Source organism: Duganella sp. Root336D2 (genome assembly GCF_001425005.1).
GTDB lineage: Bacteria > Pseudomonadota > Gammaproteobacteria > Burkholderiales > Burkholderiaceae_D > Rugamonas.
This window is the reverse complement of sequence record NZ_LMDB01000012.1, coordinates 761,972-779,304: the sequence shown is the minus strand read 5'-3', so window position 1 is coordinate 779,304 and position 17,333 is coordinate 761,972. Positions and strand designations below refer to the sequence as shown.

Here is a 17,333-nt window from a genome sequence, read left to right as displayed (position 1 = left end):
GGGTGCCAGCTACTTACTGCGCCGCCGTCCTTCCATGCGATGCGGCGCCGCTGGCGCCCAGCACGCCGGCAATCAGCAATACATACCACAGCGCACCGGTACCGCCGTGCAGCGCCATCAGAGCAGTAGCATCGGCCACCAGGGCTACAGCGCAGCCCAGCGCCAGCAGCAGCAAGGCGATCGACACGGCAAACGACAGCACGCGGAAATTGGCCACGCGTGCGCCGGTGGCAAACAACAGGTAGCCCGCTACGCTGAACAGCGGGAACATCAGCCACAGCGAAACGCCGGCCACCAGTCCACCGACGCCCAGCTGCGCCAGGACCAGCGCAGCTCCAGAAAACAGACCCAGCGCCAGCAGCAGCGCTCCAACGATTGCCAAAACCATGGCTAACTCCTCAGACCAAAATATGAAAATACTAATAGTCCCCATTGTAAACGCAACATGGCGGGCCGCGCTGATTTAGTACAATAGGTTTTTTGTCCCTCACGTATCCAGGACTGCAATGAACCAGCTCGAACAGCTCAAGCAATACACTACCGTTGTTGCCGACACCGGCGATTTCCAGTCGATCAAGGCTTATGCGCCGCAAGACGCAACCACCAATCCCTCGCTGATCCTGAAGGCGGTGCAGAAGGATGAATACAAGCCGCTGCTGGAAAAAGCCGTGCGCGACAACCCGAACGCTCCCACCGGCGAAATCATCGACAAGCTGCTGATCGCCTTCGGCACCGAGATCCTGAAGTACGTGCCAGGCCGCGTTTCGACTGAAATCGACGCCGCCCTGTCCTTCGACGTGGCGGGCAATGTGGCCAAAGGCCGTGAGCTGATCGCCCTGTATGAAAAGGCCGGCATTCCACGCGAACGAGTGCTGATCAAGATTGCCTCTACCTGGGAAGGCATCCGCGCTTCCGAGCAACTGGAGAAGGAAGGCATCCGCACCAATATGACCCTGCTGTTCTCGCTGTGCCAGGCCATCGCCTGCGCCGAAGCGGGCTCGCAGCTGATTTCCCCGTTCGTCGGCCGCATCTACGACTGGTTCAAGAAATCCACGGGCATCGACTACCTGGGCGCCGAAGATCCGGGCGTGCAGTCGGTCAAGCGCATCTACAACTACTACCGCAAATTCGGCTACAAAACCGAAGTGATGGGCGCGTCCTTCCGCAACACCAGCCAGATCCTGGAACTGGCCGGCTGCGACCTGCTGACCATTTCGCCGGACCTGCTGCAAAAACTGGCCGACACCCAGGCACCGGTCGAGCGCAAGCTGTCGCCGGCCGATACCGGCACCGCCGTCAAGATTTCGATGGACGAGAAGACCTTCCGCTTCATGCTCAACGAAGATGCGATGGCGACTGAGAAGCTGGCCGAAGGCATCCGCGCCTTCGTGGCCGACTCCAATAAGCTGAAGCAGATGATCTCGGCAATTCGCTAAGCGCCGCCCGGTTCTTTGCAGGCAAAGGACGCTTCGGCGTCCTTTTTTGTTATTTTTGGCTGTACAAAACGTTACAATTGACAGTGTTATACAATTTTCGGCGCAGTCCCACCCTCCCAAAACGAGACGCCAATGAAACCTGTATTGCGCACCCTGCCGCTGGCAATTGCCCTGTCGCTTACCCTTGCGGCCTGCGGCGATAAGAAAGACGCCAACAAGGCCGCCCCGCCCCCTCCCACCGTATCCGTGATCACCGCCACCAGCGGCGCAGTCACCATCACCAATGAGCTGCCGGGCCGCGTCGAAGCTTCGCGCATTGCCCAGGTGCGAGCGCGTACGCCGGGCATCGTGCTGCAGCGCGTATTCAGGGAGGGCGGCGATGTCAAGGCCGGTGAAGTCCTGTTCCGCATCGATCCCGCGCAATTCCAGGCCAATGTGGAAAGCGCCGATGCCGCCATCGCCCGCGCTGAAGCCAACCTGGCGCAGGCCGACCTCAAGGCCAAGCGCTACAAGCCGCTGCTGGCAGCGCAGGCAGTCAGCCAGCAGGAATACGACGACGCGGTCACCGCGCAGAAGCAGGCTGGCGCCGAATTGCAGTCGGCTCGCGCCGCGCGCAAGAATGCGGGGCTGACACTGGGCTATGCCACAGTCACCGCGCCGATCTCGGGCCGCGTGGGACGCGCCCTGGTCACCGAGGGCGCACTGGTTGGGCAGAACGAAGCGACGCCAATGGCGACCGTGCAGCAACTGGACCCGATTTACGTCACCATCACGCAATCCTCCGCAGAGCTGCTGCGCCTGAAACAGGCACTGGCTGCGGGCACGCTCAAAAGCGCCGGCAAGGACCAGGCGCGCGTCACCCTGCTGACCGAAGACGGACAGGAATATTCTCGCCCCGGCAAGCTGCTGTTCTCCGATGTCGCAGTCGACGAATCCAGCGGCTCGGTATCGATGCGCGCCGAATTCCCCAACCCCGAACGCAACCTGCTGCCGGGCATGTACGTGCGCGCCCGACTGGAACAAGGCGTCAATGAATCGGCCATCACCGTGCCGCAGCAAGCCGTCGTGCGCGGCGCGGAAGGCGCCACGGTGCTGGTGGTCGGCGCCGACAACAAGGTCAGCTCGGTGCCGGTCAAGGCCGACGCCGCAGCCGGCGGCAAATGGGTGGTCAGCTCCGGCCTGAAAGGCGGCGAGCGCATCATCGTGGAAGGCTTCCAGAAAACCAAGCCAGGCGGCACCGTCAATGCGGTTCCGTGGAAAGGTCCGGCATCCGGACCGGCACCGGCAGGCGCTGCGCCTGCCGCATCCGCCCCGGCGGCCAGGTAAAGGGGCCGCCACATGGCAAAGTTCTTTATCGACCGCCCCGTATTCGCGTGGGTGATCGCCCTCTTCATCCTGCTGGGTGGAGCGCTGGCGATCACCATGCTGCCGGTGGCGCAATACCCGACCATCGCGCCGCCGTCCATCGTCGTCAGCGCCACTTATCCTGGCGCCACCGCGCAGGTGCTGGACGATGCCGTCACCTCCGTCATTGAACAGGAGATGAACGGCGCCGACGGCTTGCAGTACGTCGAGTCGCAAAGCGATTCGAACGGTTCCGTCAGCATCACAGTCACCTTCCAGCCCGGCACCAATCCCGACCTGGCGGCAGTGGACGTGCAGAACCGCATCAAGCGCGTTGAATCGCGCCTGCCGCAGGCGGTGATCCAGCAAGGCGTCCAGGTCAACAAGGCGCGTTCCAACATCCTGATGTTCGTCGGCGCCTACTCGACCGACGGCAGCATGGACCCGACTGCGATCGGCGACTACCTGGCGCGCAACGTGCTCAATGAAATCAAACGCCTGCCGGGCGTGGGCCAGGCCCAGTTGTTCGGTACCGAGCGCTCGATGCGGATCTGGGTCGACCCCGACAAGCTAACCGGCTACAAGCTCAATATGAGCGACGTGACGACCGCGATCCGCCAGCAGAATGCCCAGGTGGCAGGCGGCACGGTGGGTGACCTGCCGAACCCGCGTTCGCAGGCCTGGTTCGCGCCCGTGGTGGTAACAGGCCAATTGTCGTCGGTCGAGGAATTCGGCAAGGTCGTGCTGCGCGCCAACCGTGACGGCTCGCTGGTGCGGCTGCGCGACGTGGCCCGCATGGAACTGGGCGGCGCCAGCTACGGCATCCAGGCGCGCCTGAGCGGCCAGCCATTCGTCGCCATCGCCGTGCAGCAATCGCTGACCGGCAACGCCCTGGCCACCGCCACCATCGTGCGGGAAAAGATGGACGAGCTGCAGAAGTACTTCCCGCCGGGCCTGAAATACACCGTGCCGTATGACACCTCGCTGTTCGTCAAGATCTCCATCGAGGAAGTGGTCAAGACCCTGCTGGAAGCTGTGGCCCTGGTGTTCCTGGTGATGTACATTTTCCTGCAAAACTTCCGCTACACCCTGATCCCGACCATCGTGGTGCCGGTCGCGCTGATGGGTACTTTCGCCGCCATGCAGATATTCGGCTTCTCGATCAACGTGCTGACCATGTTCGGCATGGTGCTGGCCATCGGTATCCTGGTGGACGATGCGATCGTGGTGGTGGAGAACGTCGAGCGCATCATGAGCGAGGAAGGCTTGTCGCCGCGCGATGCGACGCGCAAGGCCATGTCGCAGATCACCGGCGCGATCATCGGCATCACGCTGGTGCTGATCGCCGTCTTCATTCCGATGGCATTCTTCGGCGGCGCCGTGGGCGCGATCTACCGCCAGTTCTCGCTGTCGATGGTATCGGCCATGGTGTTCTCCGCGCTGATGGCGCTGTCGCTGACGCCGGCGCTGTGTGCGACCATGCTGAAACCGGTCGAAGCCGGCCACCATCATGCCAAGACCGGCATTTTCGGCTGGTTCAACCGCGGCTTCGCTTCCACCGCCTCGCATTACCAAGGCTGGGTGGCCAAGATCCTGACGCGCACCGGCCGCTTCCTGCTGATCTTCGCCGCGCTGCTGGGTATCGTGGCGTGGCTGTACGTGCGCTTGCCCTCCTCCTTCCTGCCGAACGAAGACCAGGGCTATATCATCGCCAACGTGCAGCTGCCTCCCGGCGCCTCGCGCAACCGCGCCGAGGCCGTGCTGGCCGAAGTGGATTCCTACTTCCGCGCCCAGCCGGGCGTGGCGCGCACCATCGCGGTGGCAGGTTTCAGCTTCTCCGGCAGCGGCCAGAATGCCGGCCTGGTGTTCGTGCCGCTGAAAGACTGGAAAGAGCGCGGACCTGACCAGTCGGCCGATGCGATTGCCGGCCGCTCCTTCGGCGGCCTGGCGCATATCCAGGACGCGCAAGTCTTCGCACTGAGCCCGCCGCCGATCCGCGAATTGGGTAACGCCACCGGTATTACGGCCCGCCTGCAGGACCGGGGCGGCCTTGGCCACGAAGCCCTGCTGGCGGCGCGCAACCAGCTTCTCGAACTGGCGGGCAAGAGCAAGATCCTGGCCGGCATGCGTCCGGAAGGCCTGGAAGACGCACCGCAACTGCAGGTCGATATCGACCGCGAAAAGGCCAATGCGCTGGGCGTGGCCTTCTCGGATATCACGGCCACGCTGGGTACCTCCTTCGGCTCGTCCTACGTGAACGACTTTGCCGCCAGCGGGCGCCAACAGCGCGTTATCGTGCAAGCCGACCAACTGCGCCGCATGCAGCCGGAAGATATCCTGCGCCTGAACGTGCGCAGCAGCACCGGCACAATGGTTCCATTCGCCTCGTTCGCCAATACGCGCTGGGTGACCGGCCCGATCCAGCTGGTGCGCTACAACGGCTATCCGGCTTACCGCCTGAGCGCCAATGCAGCCGCAGGGCATTCTACCGGCGAGGCGATGGAGGAGCTGCTGCGCCTGGCCGAGCAATTGCCGCCGGGCTTCGGCATCGAGTGGACCGGACAATCGGCCGAAGAACGCTTGTCCGGCTCGCAGGCCCCGGCGCTGTTTGCCCTGTCCATGCTGGCCGCCTTCCTGGTCCTGGCCGCGCTGTACGAATCGGAATCGATTCCTGTGGCGGTGCTGCTGGTGGTGCCGCTGGGCGTGCTCGGTGCCCTGCTCGGTGCGCACCTTCGCGACCTGCCGAACGATGTGTACTTCAAGGTCGGCCTGATTGCGATCATCGGCTTGTCCGCCAAGAACGCGATCCTGATCATCGAATTCGCCAAGGACTTGCAGGCGCAAGGCAAAGGGCTGGTTGAAGCGACGCTGGAAGCGGTGCACCTGCGCTTCCGCCCGATCATCATGACCTCCCTCGCCTTCATCCTCGGCGTGCTGCCGCTGGTGATCGCCTCCGGCGCCGGTTCGGCCTCGCAGCGCGCCATCGGTACCGGCGTGATGGGCGGCATGATTACTGCCACCGTGCTGGCCGTATTCCTGGTGCCCGTGTTCTTTGTGGTCGTGCGCCGTATCTTCAAAGGCAGCGAACGGCAACGCCGCCTCGCCGCGCATGAACTCGATCTTCCGGAGTCGAAGCAATGATGAAGCCCTCTCTCTCCAATTCCTCGCCTGCTTCGCGCACCCGCACCCTGGCCGCCGCACTGCTGCTGGCCGGTGCGGTCTCCGGCTGTTCGATGGCGCCTGCCTACCAGCGCCCCGCTGCGCCGGTGGCTGACGCCTTCCCTGCCGTGCAGCCCTCCGCCGGCGCCTCCGGCAGCGCTGCAACGGCCGGCGCAACGCAAACCGCCGCCGAAACCGGCTGGCGCACCTTCTTCCCTGACGGACGCCTCCAGCAGCTGATCACGACAGCGCTGGAAAACAACCGCGACCTGCGCATCGCCGCCCTGCGCATCGAAGAAGCGCGCGGCGCCTACCGCATCCAGCGCGCCGATCGCCTGCCAACGCTGAACGCCACGCTCAGCGAATCGCGCAGCCGCGCGCCCGGCTTTGCCAACTCCAGCGGCCAGGCGCAAATCAACGAACGCTTTGACGCCGGCCTTGGCATTTCAGCCTTCGAGCTCGACTTCTTTGGCCGTGTAAAAAGCCTGAGCGACTCCGCCCTCGCCAGCTACCTCGCCACCGAAGAAGCCAGGCGAGCAGCACAAATCAGCCTGGTCTCCGAAGTCGCAAAGGCCTACTACACCGAACGCGCCTTCGCCGAACAGCAAACGCTGGCCGAAAGCACCTACGACGCCCGCAAGCGCACCTTCGAACTGACGAAGCAACGTGTGGAAGGCGGCGCCTCCTCCCGCCTCGACCTGCGCTCCAACGAGCAGCAGATGGAGACCGCCCGCGCCGCCGCCCTTTCGCTGGCCCGCCAGCGCGCGCAAGCCAGCAACGCGCTGGCCCTTCTGCTTGGCCAAACTCTGCCAGCCGGCATCGCGACCGGCGGCCCGGCCCCGACGGAAGATGCGCAAGCCGACGCCATGTCCGCACTGACCGCCGGCCTGCCATCCGACCTGCTGGCCAACCGCCCCGACATCCGCGCCGCCGAGCAGCGCCTGAAAGCCGCCAATGCCAACATCGGCGCCGCCCGAGCCGCCTTCTTCCCACGCATCACGCTGACCAGCGCGATCGGCAGCGCCAGCCGCGATTTCAGCGGCCTGTTCGAAAGCGGCAGCAGCACCTGGAGCTTCGCCCCGCAACTGGTGCTGCCGATCTTCGACACCGGCCGCAACCTGGCCAACCTCGACGTCAGCCACGCCCGCAAGAATATCGCCGTGGCCGACTACGAGAAGACCATCCAGCAAGCCTTCCGCGAAGTAGCGGACGCACTGGCCGCGCGCAGCTACCTCGGCGAACAGGTGGCCGCCCAGCGCGCAGTGCAGGACGCCCAGGCCGAACGCCTGCGTCTATTACAATTGCGCTTTGAAAACGGGGTCGCCAGCTCGCTCGACGTGCTCGACGCCCAACGCGAATTGTTCACCGCGGAGCAGGCCCTGGTCCAGGCACGCCTGCTGCGCACGACCAGCGCCATCGACTTGTACCGCGCGCTTGGAGGAGGTTTGAAGTAGTGGATTCACCGATCAGTATCCGGCTCGGCCAACGCGCCCGCCAACGCATCGAGCGCGAAGGCTTCCAGGCCTCCGACATCGCCATCATCCCTGCAGCGGCGGGAGGCCCCAAAGGCCTGATCCTGAACGGCATCGACCAATGGATGTTCGGCGATTGGCTGAAACAGGCGCCGCGCAAACGGCGCCTGATCGGCGCCTCGATCGGCGCCTGGCGCATGGCGGCCGGCGCCTTCCACGATCCAGTGGCTGCGCAGCAGCGCCTGGCCCACCACTATGTCCGCCAGACCTACCCAGAAAAGGTGGACGCCGCCTACGTCAGCCGCGTCATTCGCGGCCTGCTCGACTGCGTGCTCGATGGCCGCGGCAACGAAATGCTGACCAATCCCGACTACCTGCTGTCGGTGATCACGGTGCGCGGTATCGGACCGCTGGCCGGCACGCGCGGTAGCCGCTGGCGCGAAATGGCAGGCTTCCTGCGCGCCGCTGCCGGCAATGCCGTCTCGCGCAGCCGCCTGGCCGGCGCCATGGAGCGTGTGGTCTTCCACGACACGCGCGACGATGCGGCCTGGCTGCGCACCAGTTTCGATGCCTTCGCCTCGCACTATATCGGCCTGTCGGAGCAGAACCTGCACTCCGCCCTGCTGGCCTCCGGCTCGATCCCGCTGGTGCTGGAAGCGGTCAGCGACATCCTCGGCGCGCCGCCCGGCGATTACTGGGACGGCGGCCTGATCGATTATCACCTGCACCTGCCCTACCAGCGTGACGTTGGCCTGGTGCTGTATCCGCACTTCACCGACCATATCGTGCCGGGCTGGCTCGATAAATCGATGCCGTGGCGCCGCGCCCGCGACAGCGCACTGGAAAACGTGATCCTGGTTTCACCCTCGCCATCCTTCGTGGCGGGCCTGCCGAACCGCAAACTGCCCGACCGCACGGACTTCAAGCACTACGGCCAGGAGCACGCCGCCCGCATCCGCGACTGGACTTCTGCAATTGGCGAAAGCCAGCGCATGGCCGACGCGTTGGCGCAATGGGCCGAGAAACCGGACCTGAAGATAGCTCAGCAGTTCTAAATCAGGCGTTACTCCTTGTTGCAGCCTTGCAACGGGATATCTACCACGCAACTATTCAGGTGCATACTAGAACTCCAACTCATTGGAGGCTTGTATGCAATTCCTGTCCCGGCTCCGTATTGGGCCCCGCCTCGCGGCGGGCTTCGGCATCGTCCTGCTGCTGTCGGCGATCGGCACCGGCTACGCCCTTTACCATTCCAACGAAACCGCCAACGCTACGCGCGCCATGATGGACCGGCCGCTGGCCAAGGAGCGCATCGTTTCGGACTGGTATGTACTGATCTACTCGGCAGTCGCACGCACGCAGATGATCGCGCGCAGCAGCGACGGCGAACTGTCGAACACCTTCGCCACCGCGATTGCCGACAGTGCCAAGCGCGGCGCCGAGCTGTTGAAGTCCATCGAAGGCTTGCTGGAGTCGGATGAAGAACGCAAGATCTACCAGGACGCAGTCGCCATCCGAGCCAAATACCAGGATGCGAAGAACCAGGTGATGAACGCCAAGAAGGCTGGCGATGCGGCGGAAGGCGAACGCCTGTACCGCGACGTGTTCGAGCCAGCAGCCAAAGCCTACCAGGAGCGGGTCAAGGACTTGCTGGCGCAGCAGCGCAAGGCCATCGACGCCACGGCGGCCGGCATCAACGAAGCCAACGCGCGCAGCAACCGCCTGATGCTTACCCTTGGCATCCTGCTGCTGGCCTTCGGCGCCTGGGCAGCCTGGGTCATCTCGCGCAGCATCACGGCGCCGCTGAATTCCGCACTCGGCATCGCCAACACCGTGGCCGAAGGCGACCTGACCACCCATTTCGACGAACAGACCGCACGCGATGAGATCGGCGACTTGATGAAGGCGTTGCGTGGGATGAACGATGCGCTACGCCGCGTGGTGAGCCAGGTACAGACCGGTACCACCGCAATCGCCACCGCTTCCAGCGAAATCGCAGAAGGCAACCTGGACCTGTCCTCACGCACCGAACAGCAAGCCAGCTCACTGGAGGAAACCGCCTCCTCGATGGAAGAACTGACATCCACCGTGCGCCAGAACGCCGACAACGCGAACCAGGCCAACCAGCTCGCGCAAGCCGCGTCCGACGTGGCCGCACGCGGCGGCGAAATTGTCGGCCAGGTGGTGGTAACCATGGGCTCCATCGACGCCTCCTCGCGCAAGATCGTCGACATCATCGGCACCATCGACGGCATCGCCTTCCAGACCAACATCCTCGCGCTGAACGCCGCCGTGGAAGCAGCACGCGCCGGCGAACAAGGCCGCGGCTTCGCCGTGGTCGCCTCCGAAGTGCGCAACCTGGCGCAGCGCTCCGCCGCAGCAGCGAAAGAGATCAAGGAACTGATCGACAACTCCGTGGTACAGGTCAATACCGGCACCTCGCTGGTGCAGCAGGCCGGCACCACCATGGGTGAAGTGGTAACCAGCGTACGCCGCGTAACCGACATCATGGGCGAGATCACCTCGGCCAGCCGCGAACAAAGCGTCGGCATCGATGAAGTGAACCAGGCCATTGGGCAGATGGACCAGGTGACGCAGCAGAATGCCGCCCTGGTGGAAGAAGCCGCCGCCGCTGCAGCCAGCATGCAGGAACAGGCCGCCCAGCTCGCGCAAGTCGCCGCCTCGTTCAAGCTTGGGACGGAAGCAGTCGCACGCTGGAGCGCCCAGCCCCGCCCTGCCGCCCGCGTCGCAGATCAGGGAGCGGGCACCGCGTCCATCGAAGCTGCTCCGCCCAAGCGCCTGGTCGCACCCGATGCACGAGCCAAGCCACGCAACGCAAATACCACGACCAGCGCCGCAGAGGATCGGACAACGGAACGACGCACCAAGTCGGAACGCCGCACCCCGGCTGCGGCCAATGACGAATGGGAAGAGTTTTAACGCCTGGACGATCGACGCGGGATGGATCGCCAGGTCCATCTACCGCTTAGGTTTCTTAAGGCCTTGGGCTTTCTCCAATAGCGACACTATCGAGGCAGGCGATGCGACGTTTTTTGCGTAGTCGAGCGCGTTACGCTTATGGTCGTTTGCAATGTTGGGATCGGCATGAGTCGGTGCCATGAGTCGGTGCCAGGTCTGTCATTCGGAAATGAGTCGGTGCCACGGGAAATGAGTCGGTGCCAGGTCTGTCATTCGGACAGGCGAGCCGACTCTTTGATAAATATCAATACGCGAAATCGGCCAAATTCGCACTTTGAGATTCGTCAAATGTGAGCGCTAGCTGTCCAAATGACAGACCTGGTACCGACTTGTGGCACCGACTTGGAGGAGTCCTGGGGTAGCCGTTGAAAACGGCCCTGGCGTCCATCAAAGGAACATTTGCTGCAGGTCGTTGAGGAAGCGTTGGCCCAATTCGGTTGGCTTGATCAGCATGTGGTCACGGTAAAGCAGGCCTTTGGCTTCGGCTGCATTCAACTGCTTCTCGATGGTGTTGAGCGCGACGCCGGTACGTTCGGCGAACAGGTTCGGCTCGAAGCCGCCTTGCAGGCGCAGGGTGTTCAACATGAACTCGAAGCCCATTTCGTCGCGAGACAGTTCGCGCTCTTCCTGCACCGGATTGCCAGCTGCCACCGCGTCCATATAGGACTGGGGTTGCTTGTAGCGCGCCTGGCGCAGCACGCGGTGCGGGAAGGACAGCTTGGTGTGGGCGCCGGCGCCGATGCCGAGGTAGTCGCCGAACTGCCAGTAGTTCAGGTTGTGGCGTGCCTGGTGGCCAGGTTTGGCGTAGGCCGATACTTCATAGTGGCCGTAGCCGTTCGAGGTAGTCAGTTCGGCGATCATGTCCTGCATGTCCGCACTCAGGTCGTCGTCCGGCAGCTGCGGCGGATACTTCGCGAATACGGTGTTCGGCTCCATCGTCAGGTGGTACAGCGACAGGTGCGGCGGCTTGAATCTAATCGCGGTCTCGATATCCTGGCGTGCCTGTTCCAGCGTCTGGTTGGGCAGCGCGTACATCAGGTCAAGGTTGAAGTTGTCGAAGTTCGCCAGCGCGATTTCTACCGCGCGCTTTGCTTCGCCGTCGTCGTGGATGCGGCCCAGCGCCTTCAGGTGCTCGCTGTTGAAGCTCTGGATACCGATCGACAGGCGGTTGATGCCGCTGTCGCGGTAGGAGCGGAACTTTTCGGCCTCGAAGGTGCCGGGATTGGCCTCCATCGTGATCTCGCAGGCGCCGTCCAGCGGCAGCAGGCTGCGCAAGTCCGACATCAGGCGCTCCATGCCTGCCGCCGACATCAGGCTCGGTGTGCCGCCGCCGATGAAGATCGTGTAGATCTTGCGGCCCCAGACCAGGGGCAGCGACATTTCCAGGTCGCGCCGCAGCGCGTCCAGGTATGCCTTCTCAGGCACTTCGCCCTTCGCCTCGTGCGAATTGAAGTCGCAATAAGGGCACTTGCGCACGCACCACGGCCAGTGGATGTATAGCGACAATGGCGGCAGGGCTTGCAGGTTCAGCGCGCCCGGGCGCAGGTAGGTAGCAGCGACGCCGGCGGCGCTGTCGATGGTGCGGCTTGGTACGGCATTGCCGACCGGCTTGATCGGGATCATTTCTTCAGCTTCTCTACCAATGCACGCAGGGCCTGGCCGCGATGGGACAGTCGGTTCTTCTCTTCCGGTGCCAGTTCGGCCACGTGCTTGCCCAGCGCAGGAATCAGGAAGTACGGGTCGTAGCCAAAGCCGCCTTCGCCGCGCGCTTCGGCCGAGATCACGCCCTCCCAACGCCCGTCGGCGATCACCGGCTGCGGGTCGTCGGCGTGGCGCACGAACACCAGCACACAGTAATAGTAGGCCGATTTGTCGGCATGCGCTGCCAGGTCGGCGATCAATTTCTCGCTGTTGCGCGCGTCCGATTTCGGCTCGCCTGCATAGCGCGCCGAATACACGCCAGGCGCACCGCCCAGCGCATTGACGCATACGCCCGAATCATCGGCCAGCGCCGGCAAGCCGGTCAGGCGCGCTGCGTGGCGCGCCTTGGTCAGTGCATTTTCGACAAAAGTGTGGAAAGGCTCATCCGCCTCAGGGACGTCGAATTCACCCTGCGGATGGGCAGAGAAACCAATGGTCGAGAGCAGCTCGTTGAATTCCTTGAGCTTGCCCTTGTTGTTCGATGCGAGAACGATGCGTTGTGTCATGAATATCGGCTCTTTTGAAAGAGCCGATATTTTAAACCACTTGCAGCACCAGCTTGCCCTGGTTGGCGCCGGTGAACAGCTTGGCGAAGGTCTCTGGGAAAGTGTCGAGGCCTTGCACCACATGTTCGCGGGTTTTCAGCTTGCCGGCCTGGATCCAGCCGCCCATGGTGGTGATGGCTTCCATCGCGCGGTGATAGTAGTCGCCCACCATCACGCCGCGCATGGTGGCGCGCTTGACCAGCAGTTGCAGGTAATTCGACGGCCCGGCCACGGCATCGGTATTGTTGTACTGCGAGATCGCACCGCAGATCACCACGCGCGCACCATGTGCGAGGTTGGCCAGCGCCGCATCGAGGATGGCGCCGCCCACGTTGTCGAAGAAGACGTCGATACCCTTCGGCGCATGTTGGCGCAACGCTGCCGCCACGTCTTCGGTCTTGTAGTCGATCGCCGCGTCAAAGCCCAGCTCCTCGACCAGGTAACGCACTTTATCGGCGCTGCCTGCAATGCCGATCACCCGCGCACCTTTGAGCTTGGCGATCTGCCCCACCAGGGCACCGACCGCACCGGCCGCACCGGAAACTACAACTGTGTCGCCCTCTTTCGGCTGGCCGACGTCGAGCAGGCCGAAATAGGCGGTGAGGCCCGGCATGCCGAGCGCGCCGAGGAACAATGGCAGTGGCGCCAGCGACGGGTCGACTTTGTTCAGTCCAGCGCCGCTGTGGATCGCGTGTTCCTGCACACCCAGCAGGCCGGTGACATGTTCGCCTGCTGCGAAGCCGGGATTGCGCGATTCGACAACGCGGCCAACTGCAATGGCGCGCATCACCTCACCCAGCGCCACCGGCGGCATGTACGACTCGGTCGACGCGTTCATCCAGCCGCGCATGGCGGGATCCAGCGAAATGTGCGATACCTGGATCAGGATCTCACCGTCCGCCAAGGCGCGCAGCGGCGTTGCGGCAAGTTCGAAATCGGAACGCTGGATGGCGCCTTCTGGGCGGCGGGCAAGCAGGAACTGGCGGTTATTGGTCATGGTGCAGAACTCCTCGGGAGATTGAATGACGCCAGTGTACGGACCTCATTCACGCTTGATAAGTCAACGAACTGGCATTACATTGTTGACCAGGGAGGAACAATGAACCCGCAACGCCTTGCCATTTTTGCCACCATCATCCAGTCCGGCAGTATCAGTGCCGCAGCAGTCAAGCTAGGCTGCGGCAAGTCCGTCGTATCGCGCCAGCTCGCCCAATTGGAGAAAGACCTCGGCGCCCGCCTTATCCAGCGCTCAACACGGCAGCTCGCGCTGACCGAAGTGGGACAACTGGTGCTGGAGGAAGCGCGCCAGATCGAGCGCTCGCTGGACAAGATCGCCCACCTCACTGACAGCTACCAGCAACAAGTGCGCGGCCTGTTGCGCGTCTCCTGTTCGATGGCCGGACGGCGCGTGCTGGTGCCGCTGCTGGCCGATTTCACGGCGCTCCACCCGCAGGTGAAGATTTCGCTGCAGCTGGACGATGCAATGGTGGACCTGATCGCCCAGCAAATCGACGTCGCAATCCGCACTTCCGCCCTGGTCGACTCGACGCTGGTGGCGCGCAAGCTGGCCGAGAGCCCCAGCGTGGTGTGCGCAGCGCCCTCCTACCTGGCCCGCAAGGGCACGCCGCGCACGCCGCAGGAACTGCAGCAGCACGCCTGCCTGGTCTACGCAGTCGGTGCGCGGGTTTATGACGAATGGAATTTCGGAGAAGCCGGCACGGTGCGGGTCGACGGCCCATTACAGATGAACGATGGCGGCGCCCTGGTGACAGCCGCCGCGGGCGGCGCGGGCATCATCAAGGTTCCCTTGCCGATCGTCGCCGACGAACTGGCCAGCGGCCAATTGCTGCGGATTATGGAGGATGTGGACTTGCCGCCGGGCCCCGCTACTTACGCGGTGTACCCGGCGCGCGAATTCCTGCCGTTGAAGACTGCCGCTTTCGTGGACTTCCTGCGGCAGCGCTTGGGAGCAGTTACAGACCCAGCGCCTGCTTCTGCAGCTTGACCAGGTCCTTGATGCCGCCTTCGGCCAGGTCCAGCAGGCGATTCATGGCCGCGCGGTCGAAAGCAGCGCCTTCTGCGGTGCCCTGCACCTCCACGAAGGCGCCGGCGTCGGTCATGATCACGTTCATGTCGGTGTCGCAATCCGAATCTTCCAGGTAGTCCAGGTCCAGCACCGGCACGCCCTTGTACACGCCAACCGAGATCGCGGCCACGAAGTGCTTGACCGGGATGGTTTCGATCATGCCGCGCGCCTTCAGCTTGGAGAAGGCGTCATAGGCCGCCACCATGGCGCCGGTGATCGACGCGGTGCGGGTACCGCCGTCGGCCTGGATCACGTCGCAGTCCAGTTGCAGGGTGCGTTCGCCGAAAGCTTCCAGGTCGAAGGCAGCGCGCAGCGAACGGCCGATCAGGCGCTGGATCTCCTGGGTGCGGCCGCTTTGCTTGCCTTTGGCGGCTTCGCGGTCCATGCGCGAGTGGGTGGAACGCGGCAGCATGCCGTATTCCGCCGTCATCCAGCCCTGGCCCTTGCCCTTCAGGAAACCGGGCACGCGCTCTTCAATGCTGGCGGTGCAGATTACCTTGGTGTCGCCGCACTCGATCAGCACCGAACCTTCGGCGTGCTTGGTGTAGTCGCGGGTGATGCGGATATTGCGCAGCGCATCGACGGCGCGGCCGCTCGGGCGGTTGACAGTGGTCATGGATTTCCTATTTCAGTAACTGGGTAGATTTCTCGATGGCGCCGCGGATTTCCGCAATCGCCTTTTCAATTTCGTCATCGTCGAACACGTCGGTTTCAGTCTTGGCGCCGTGAATGGTCGTGCTGACCACATCGTCCGGCAACTGCTCGGTCGAAATCACGGTCGAACCGGCGTGCGTGGTCGGTGCGCCATCGGCCACCAAAGCGCCCTGCCACATGATGGCCAGCGCCGTCACGTTGTCGCTGGTGTCGCCGGCGCGGCGCAGCGCAGTGGCCAGCATGTCCGGCACCGCCCGCACCACGGTCTGCGTGGTCAGCATCTGCACCAGCTCTTCGTCGGTGACCACCGACCACAGGCCATCGGAGCACAGCATCAGCGTATCGCCCGGCAGCAGGTTGGCGCGGCCCGAAATCTCGATGCGCGGCGCGCTGCTGGCACCCAGGCAGGCATACAGCTTGTTGCGGTCCGGGTGGGTATTGCGCGCCGACGCCGGGATCAAACCCTTCTCGATCATGTTCTCGACGTGTGAATGGTCGCGCGTGCGGCCATGCACCTGGCCGTTGCGCACCCAGTACAGGCGCGAATCGCCGCAATGGGCCCACACGGCGGTATTGTGCTGCACCAGGCAAGCCACGATGGTCGTACGCGGCGACTCCGGCATATTGTGGGTCATCGTGTACGTGTGGATGTCGTTGTGCGCAGCAGCCAGCGCCTCTTCGAGGAAGCGCTCCGCCCCCTTCACGTAAGGGGTGGCCTGTTGCTGGAACATCTGGGAAATGGTGCGGGTGGCGATGGCGGCAGCGATCTCGCCGCGCGCATGGCCCCCCATGCCGTCGGCAAGCACCAGCAACAGCGCGTCGCGCGTGAAGCTGTAGCCCATCCGGTCCTGGTTAACCTTGCGGCCCCCGATATGCGTTTCCTGGTAAACGGCGAATTGCATGGCATGGGCTCCTTATTGTTGGCGCGGGGCCGTCTCTTTTTTACGGCCAAATCCGAGCTTGCCTGCCAGCTTGCCCAGCTTTTCTAGTGCCCCCGGCGGAGGCGGCGGTTCCTTCGGTGCCGGCGCCTGGGCCAGCATTTTTTGCAGCTCAAACAGGCTTTGCGGACGGGCCAAAGGATCGATTTCCAAAGTCCATCGTACCAGTTTCACCAGCTCCGGCGAATAGAGGATTTCCAGCTTCTGGAAATGCGGCTCCATCTTGTCTTCCTTGCGGCGCTGGTCGGCCGGCTGCGGCGGCTGGCCGAGCATGCAGGCGAAAATCGACGCACCGATCGAATAAACGTCGGTCCACGGACCCAGCGCCTCGGTCTTCGAGTACAGCTCCGGCGGCGCAAAGCCGGGGGTGTACATCGGCATCAGCTTCGGACTGTCCGTGTTCACGGTCTGGCGCGCCGCACCGAAGTCCAGCAGCATAGGCGTGCCGTCCGTGCGCAGGTAGATATTGGCCGGTTTCAGGTCCAGGTGCAGCAGCTTGTTGGTGTGCACCTCGCGCAGGCCTTTCAGCACCTGCGTGAAGATCTGGCGCACGAAGGCCTCGCTGCAATTGCGACCCCTGCTGCGTTGCCGCTGGATGTGATCCTGCAGCGAATGGCCCGATTCGTAGGCCATTACCATATAAACAGTTTCGTTAGCACGGAAGAAATTCAACACCCTTACAACATTCGGATGTGAAATCTTTGCTAATGCACGGCCTTCTTCAAAAAAGCACTTCAGCCCGATCCTGAAGACCGCCAAATTCGATTTTGTGACCACCGGTACCATCTCGCCCTCTTGACGCAATGCAAGGCTGCTTGGTAAATATTCTTTTATCGCTACCGCATTACCTTCGGCGTCGTAGGCCAGGTACACAATACTGAACCCGCCTGACGCAATTTTCTTTACAATGCGGTATCCAGCAATTTCCAGACCATCCGGTAATGGAGCGTTGTTCTGAGCTGCCATAAGTTTCCTCGCTTCAACTAAACCGGATTGTGTGGGACAAAGCAATATATTGT

At 63.3% G+C, this 17,333-nt stretch carries 14 protein-coding genes; 7 read left to right on the top strand and 7 right to left on the bottom strand.

What is annotated here, in order from left to right; translation table 11 throughout:
• Positions 1–13: 13 nt before the first annotated feature.
• Positions 14–388 (bottom strand): hypothetical protein, encoded by a 375-nt coding sequence (locus tag ASD07_RS13715; protein ID WP_055930841.1) that lies wholly within the window; start codon positions 386–388, stop codon positions 14–16.
• A 118-nt stretch (positions 389–506) separates the two neighbouring features.
• On the opposite strand from ASD07_RS13715, the gene tal reads away from it, so the two are divergent.
• The 6 genes from tal to ASD07_RS13685 all read left to right on the top strand — a co-directional run bounded on the left by tal (position 507) and on the right by ASD07_RS13685 (position 10,351).
• The gene (tal, locus tag ASD07_RS13710) at positions 507–1,436 is read left to right on the top strand and encodes a transaldolase (RefSeq protein WP_055930838.1); all 930 of its coding nucleotides are present in this window, start codon (positions 507–509) and stop codon (positions 1,434–1,436) included.
• Between the two features lie 132 nt (positions 1,437–1,568).
• Positions 1,569–2,762 carry an efflux RND transporter periplasmic adaptor subunit gene (locus ASD07_RS13705; RefSeq protein ID WP_055930835.1) on the top strand — a complete coding sequence of 398 codons (1,194 nt, stop codon included), beginning with the start codon at positions 1,569–1,571 and terminating at the stop codon, positions 2,760–2,762.
• Positions 2,763–2,774: 12 nt separating this feature from the next.
• Entirely contained in the window at positions 2,775–5,921 is a 3,147-nt protein-coding gene (locus tag ASD07_RS13700) for an efflux RND transporter permease subunit (RefSeq protein ID WP_055930832.1), read from the top strand.
• Positions 5,918–7,393, top strand: a complete 1,476-nt coding sequence (locus ASD07_RS13695) for an efflux transporter outer membrane subunit (RefSeq protein WP_082507297.1) — start codon at positions 5,918–5,920, stop codon at positions 7,391–7,393. The genes ASD07_RS13700 and ASD07_RS13695 overlap by 4 nt, the downstream gene beginning before the upstream one ends.
• Positions 7,393–8,466, top strand: coding sequence for a hypothetical protein (locus ASD07_RS13690; RefSeq protein ID WP_055930829.1), 1,074 nt, complete (start codon positions 7,393–7,395; stop codon positions 8,464–8,466). Before ASD07_RS13695 ends, ASD07_RS13690 begins: the two co-directional genes overlap by 1 nt.
• A gap of 94 nt (positions 8,467–8,560) precedes the next feature.
• Entirely contained in the window at positions 8,561–10,351 is a 1,791-nt protein-coding gene (locus ASD07_RS13685; RefSeq protein ID WP_082507296.1) for a methyl-accepting chemotaxis protein, read from the top strand.
• Between the two features lie 426 nt (positions 10,352–10,777).
• Here the strand turns inward: ASD07_RS13685 and hemW are convergent, their stop codons facing one another.
• From hemW to ASD07_RS13670, 3 genes are read right to left on the bottom strand one after another with little or no spacing between them, the layout of a single operon-like run.
• The gene (gene hemW / locus ASD07_RS13680; protein WP_055930826.1) at positions 10,778–12,013 is read right to left on the bottom strand and encodes a radical SAM family heme chaperone HemW; all 1,236 of its coding nucleotides are present in this window, start codon (positions 12,011–12,013) and stop codon (positions 10,778–10,780) included.
• On the bottom strand, positions 12,010–12,597 hold the full coding sequence (rdgB, locus tag ASD07_RS13675; protein WP_055930823.1) for an RdgB/HAM1 family non-canonical purine NTP pyrophosphatase: 588 nt from the start codon (positions 12,595–12,597) through the stop codon (positions 12,010–12,012). Before rdgB ends, hemW begins: the two co-directional genes overlap by 4 nt.
• A 31-nt stretch (positions 12,598–12,628) precedes the next feature.
• The gene (locus ASD07_RS13670) at positions 12,629–13,633 is read right to left on the bottom strand and encodes an NADP-dependent oxidoreductase (protein ID WP_055930820.1); all 1,005 of its coding nucleotides are present in this window, start codon (positions 13,631–13,633) and stop codon (positions 12,629–12,631) included.
• A 102-nt stretch (positions 13,634–13,735) separates the two neighbouring features.
• On the opposite strand from ASD07_RS13670, the gene ASD07_RS13665 reads away from it, so the two are divergent.
• Complete coding sequence (locus ASD07_RS13665) at positions 13,736–14,641, top strand: LysR family transcriptional regulator (protein ID WP_055930818.1); 906 nt, start codon at positions 13,736–13,738, stop codon at positions 14,639–14,641.
• Here ASD07_RS13665 and rph read toward each other — a convergent pair.
• From rph to ASD07_RS13650, 3 genes are read right to left on the bottom strand one after another with little or no spacing between them, the layout of a single operon-like run.
• Positions 14,610–15,338 (bottom strand): ribonuclease PH, encoded by a 729-nt coding sequence (gene rph, locus ASD07_RS13660; RefSeq protein WP_055930814.1) that lies wholly within the window; start codon positions 15,336–15,338, stop codon positions 14,610–14,612. The two genes, ASD07_RS13665 and rph, sit on opposite strands and share 32 nt — an antisense overlap.
• A gap of 7 nt (positions 15,339–15,345) precedes the next feature.
• The gene (locus ASD07_RS13655; RefSeq protein WP_055930811.1) at positions 15,346–16,278 is read right to left on the bottom strand and encodes a PP2C family serine/threonine-protein phosphatase; all 933 of its coding nucleotides are present in this window, start codon (positions 16,276–16,278) and stop codon (positions 15,346–15,348) included.
• Positions 16,279–16,290: 12 nt separating this feature from the next.
• A complete protein-coding gene (locus ASD07_RS13650; RefSeq protein WP_055930808.1) occupies positions 16,291–17,280 on the bottom strand; it encodes a serine/threonine-protein kinase in 990 nt (329 codons plus the stop codon).
• Between the last annotated feature and the right edge of the window lie 53 nt (positions 17,281–17,333).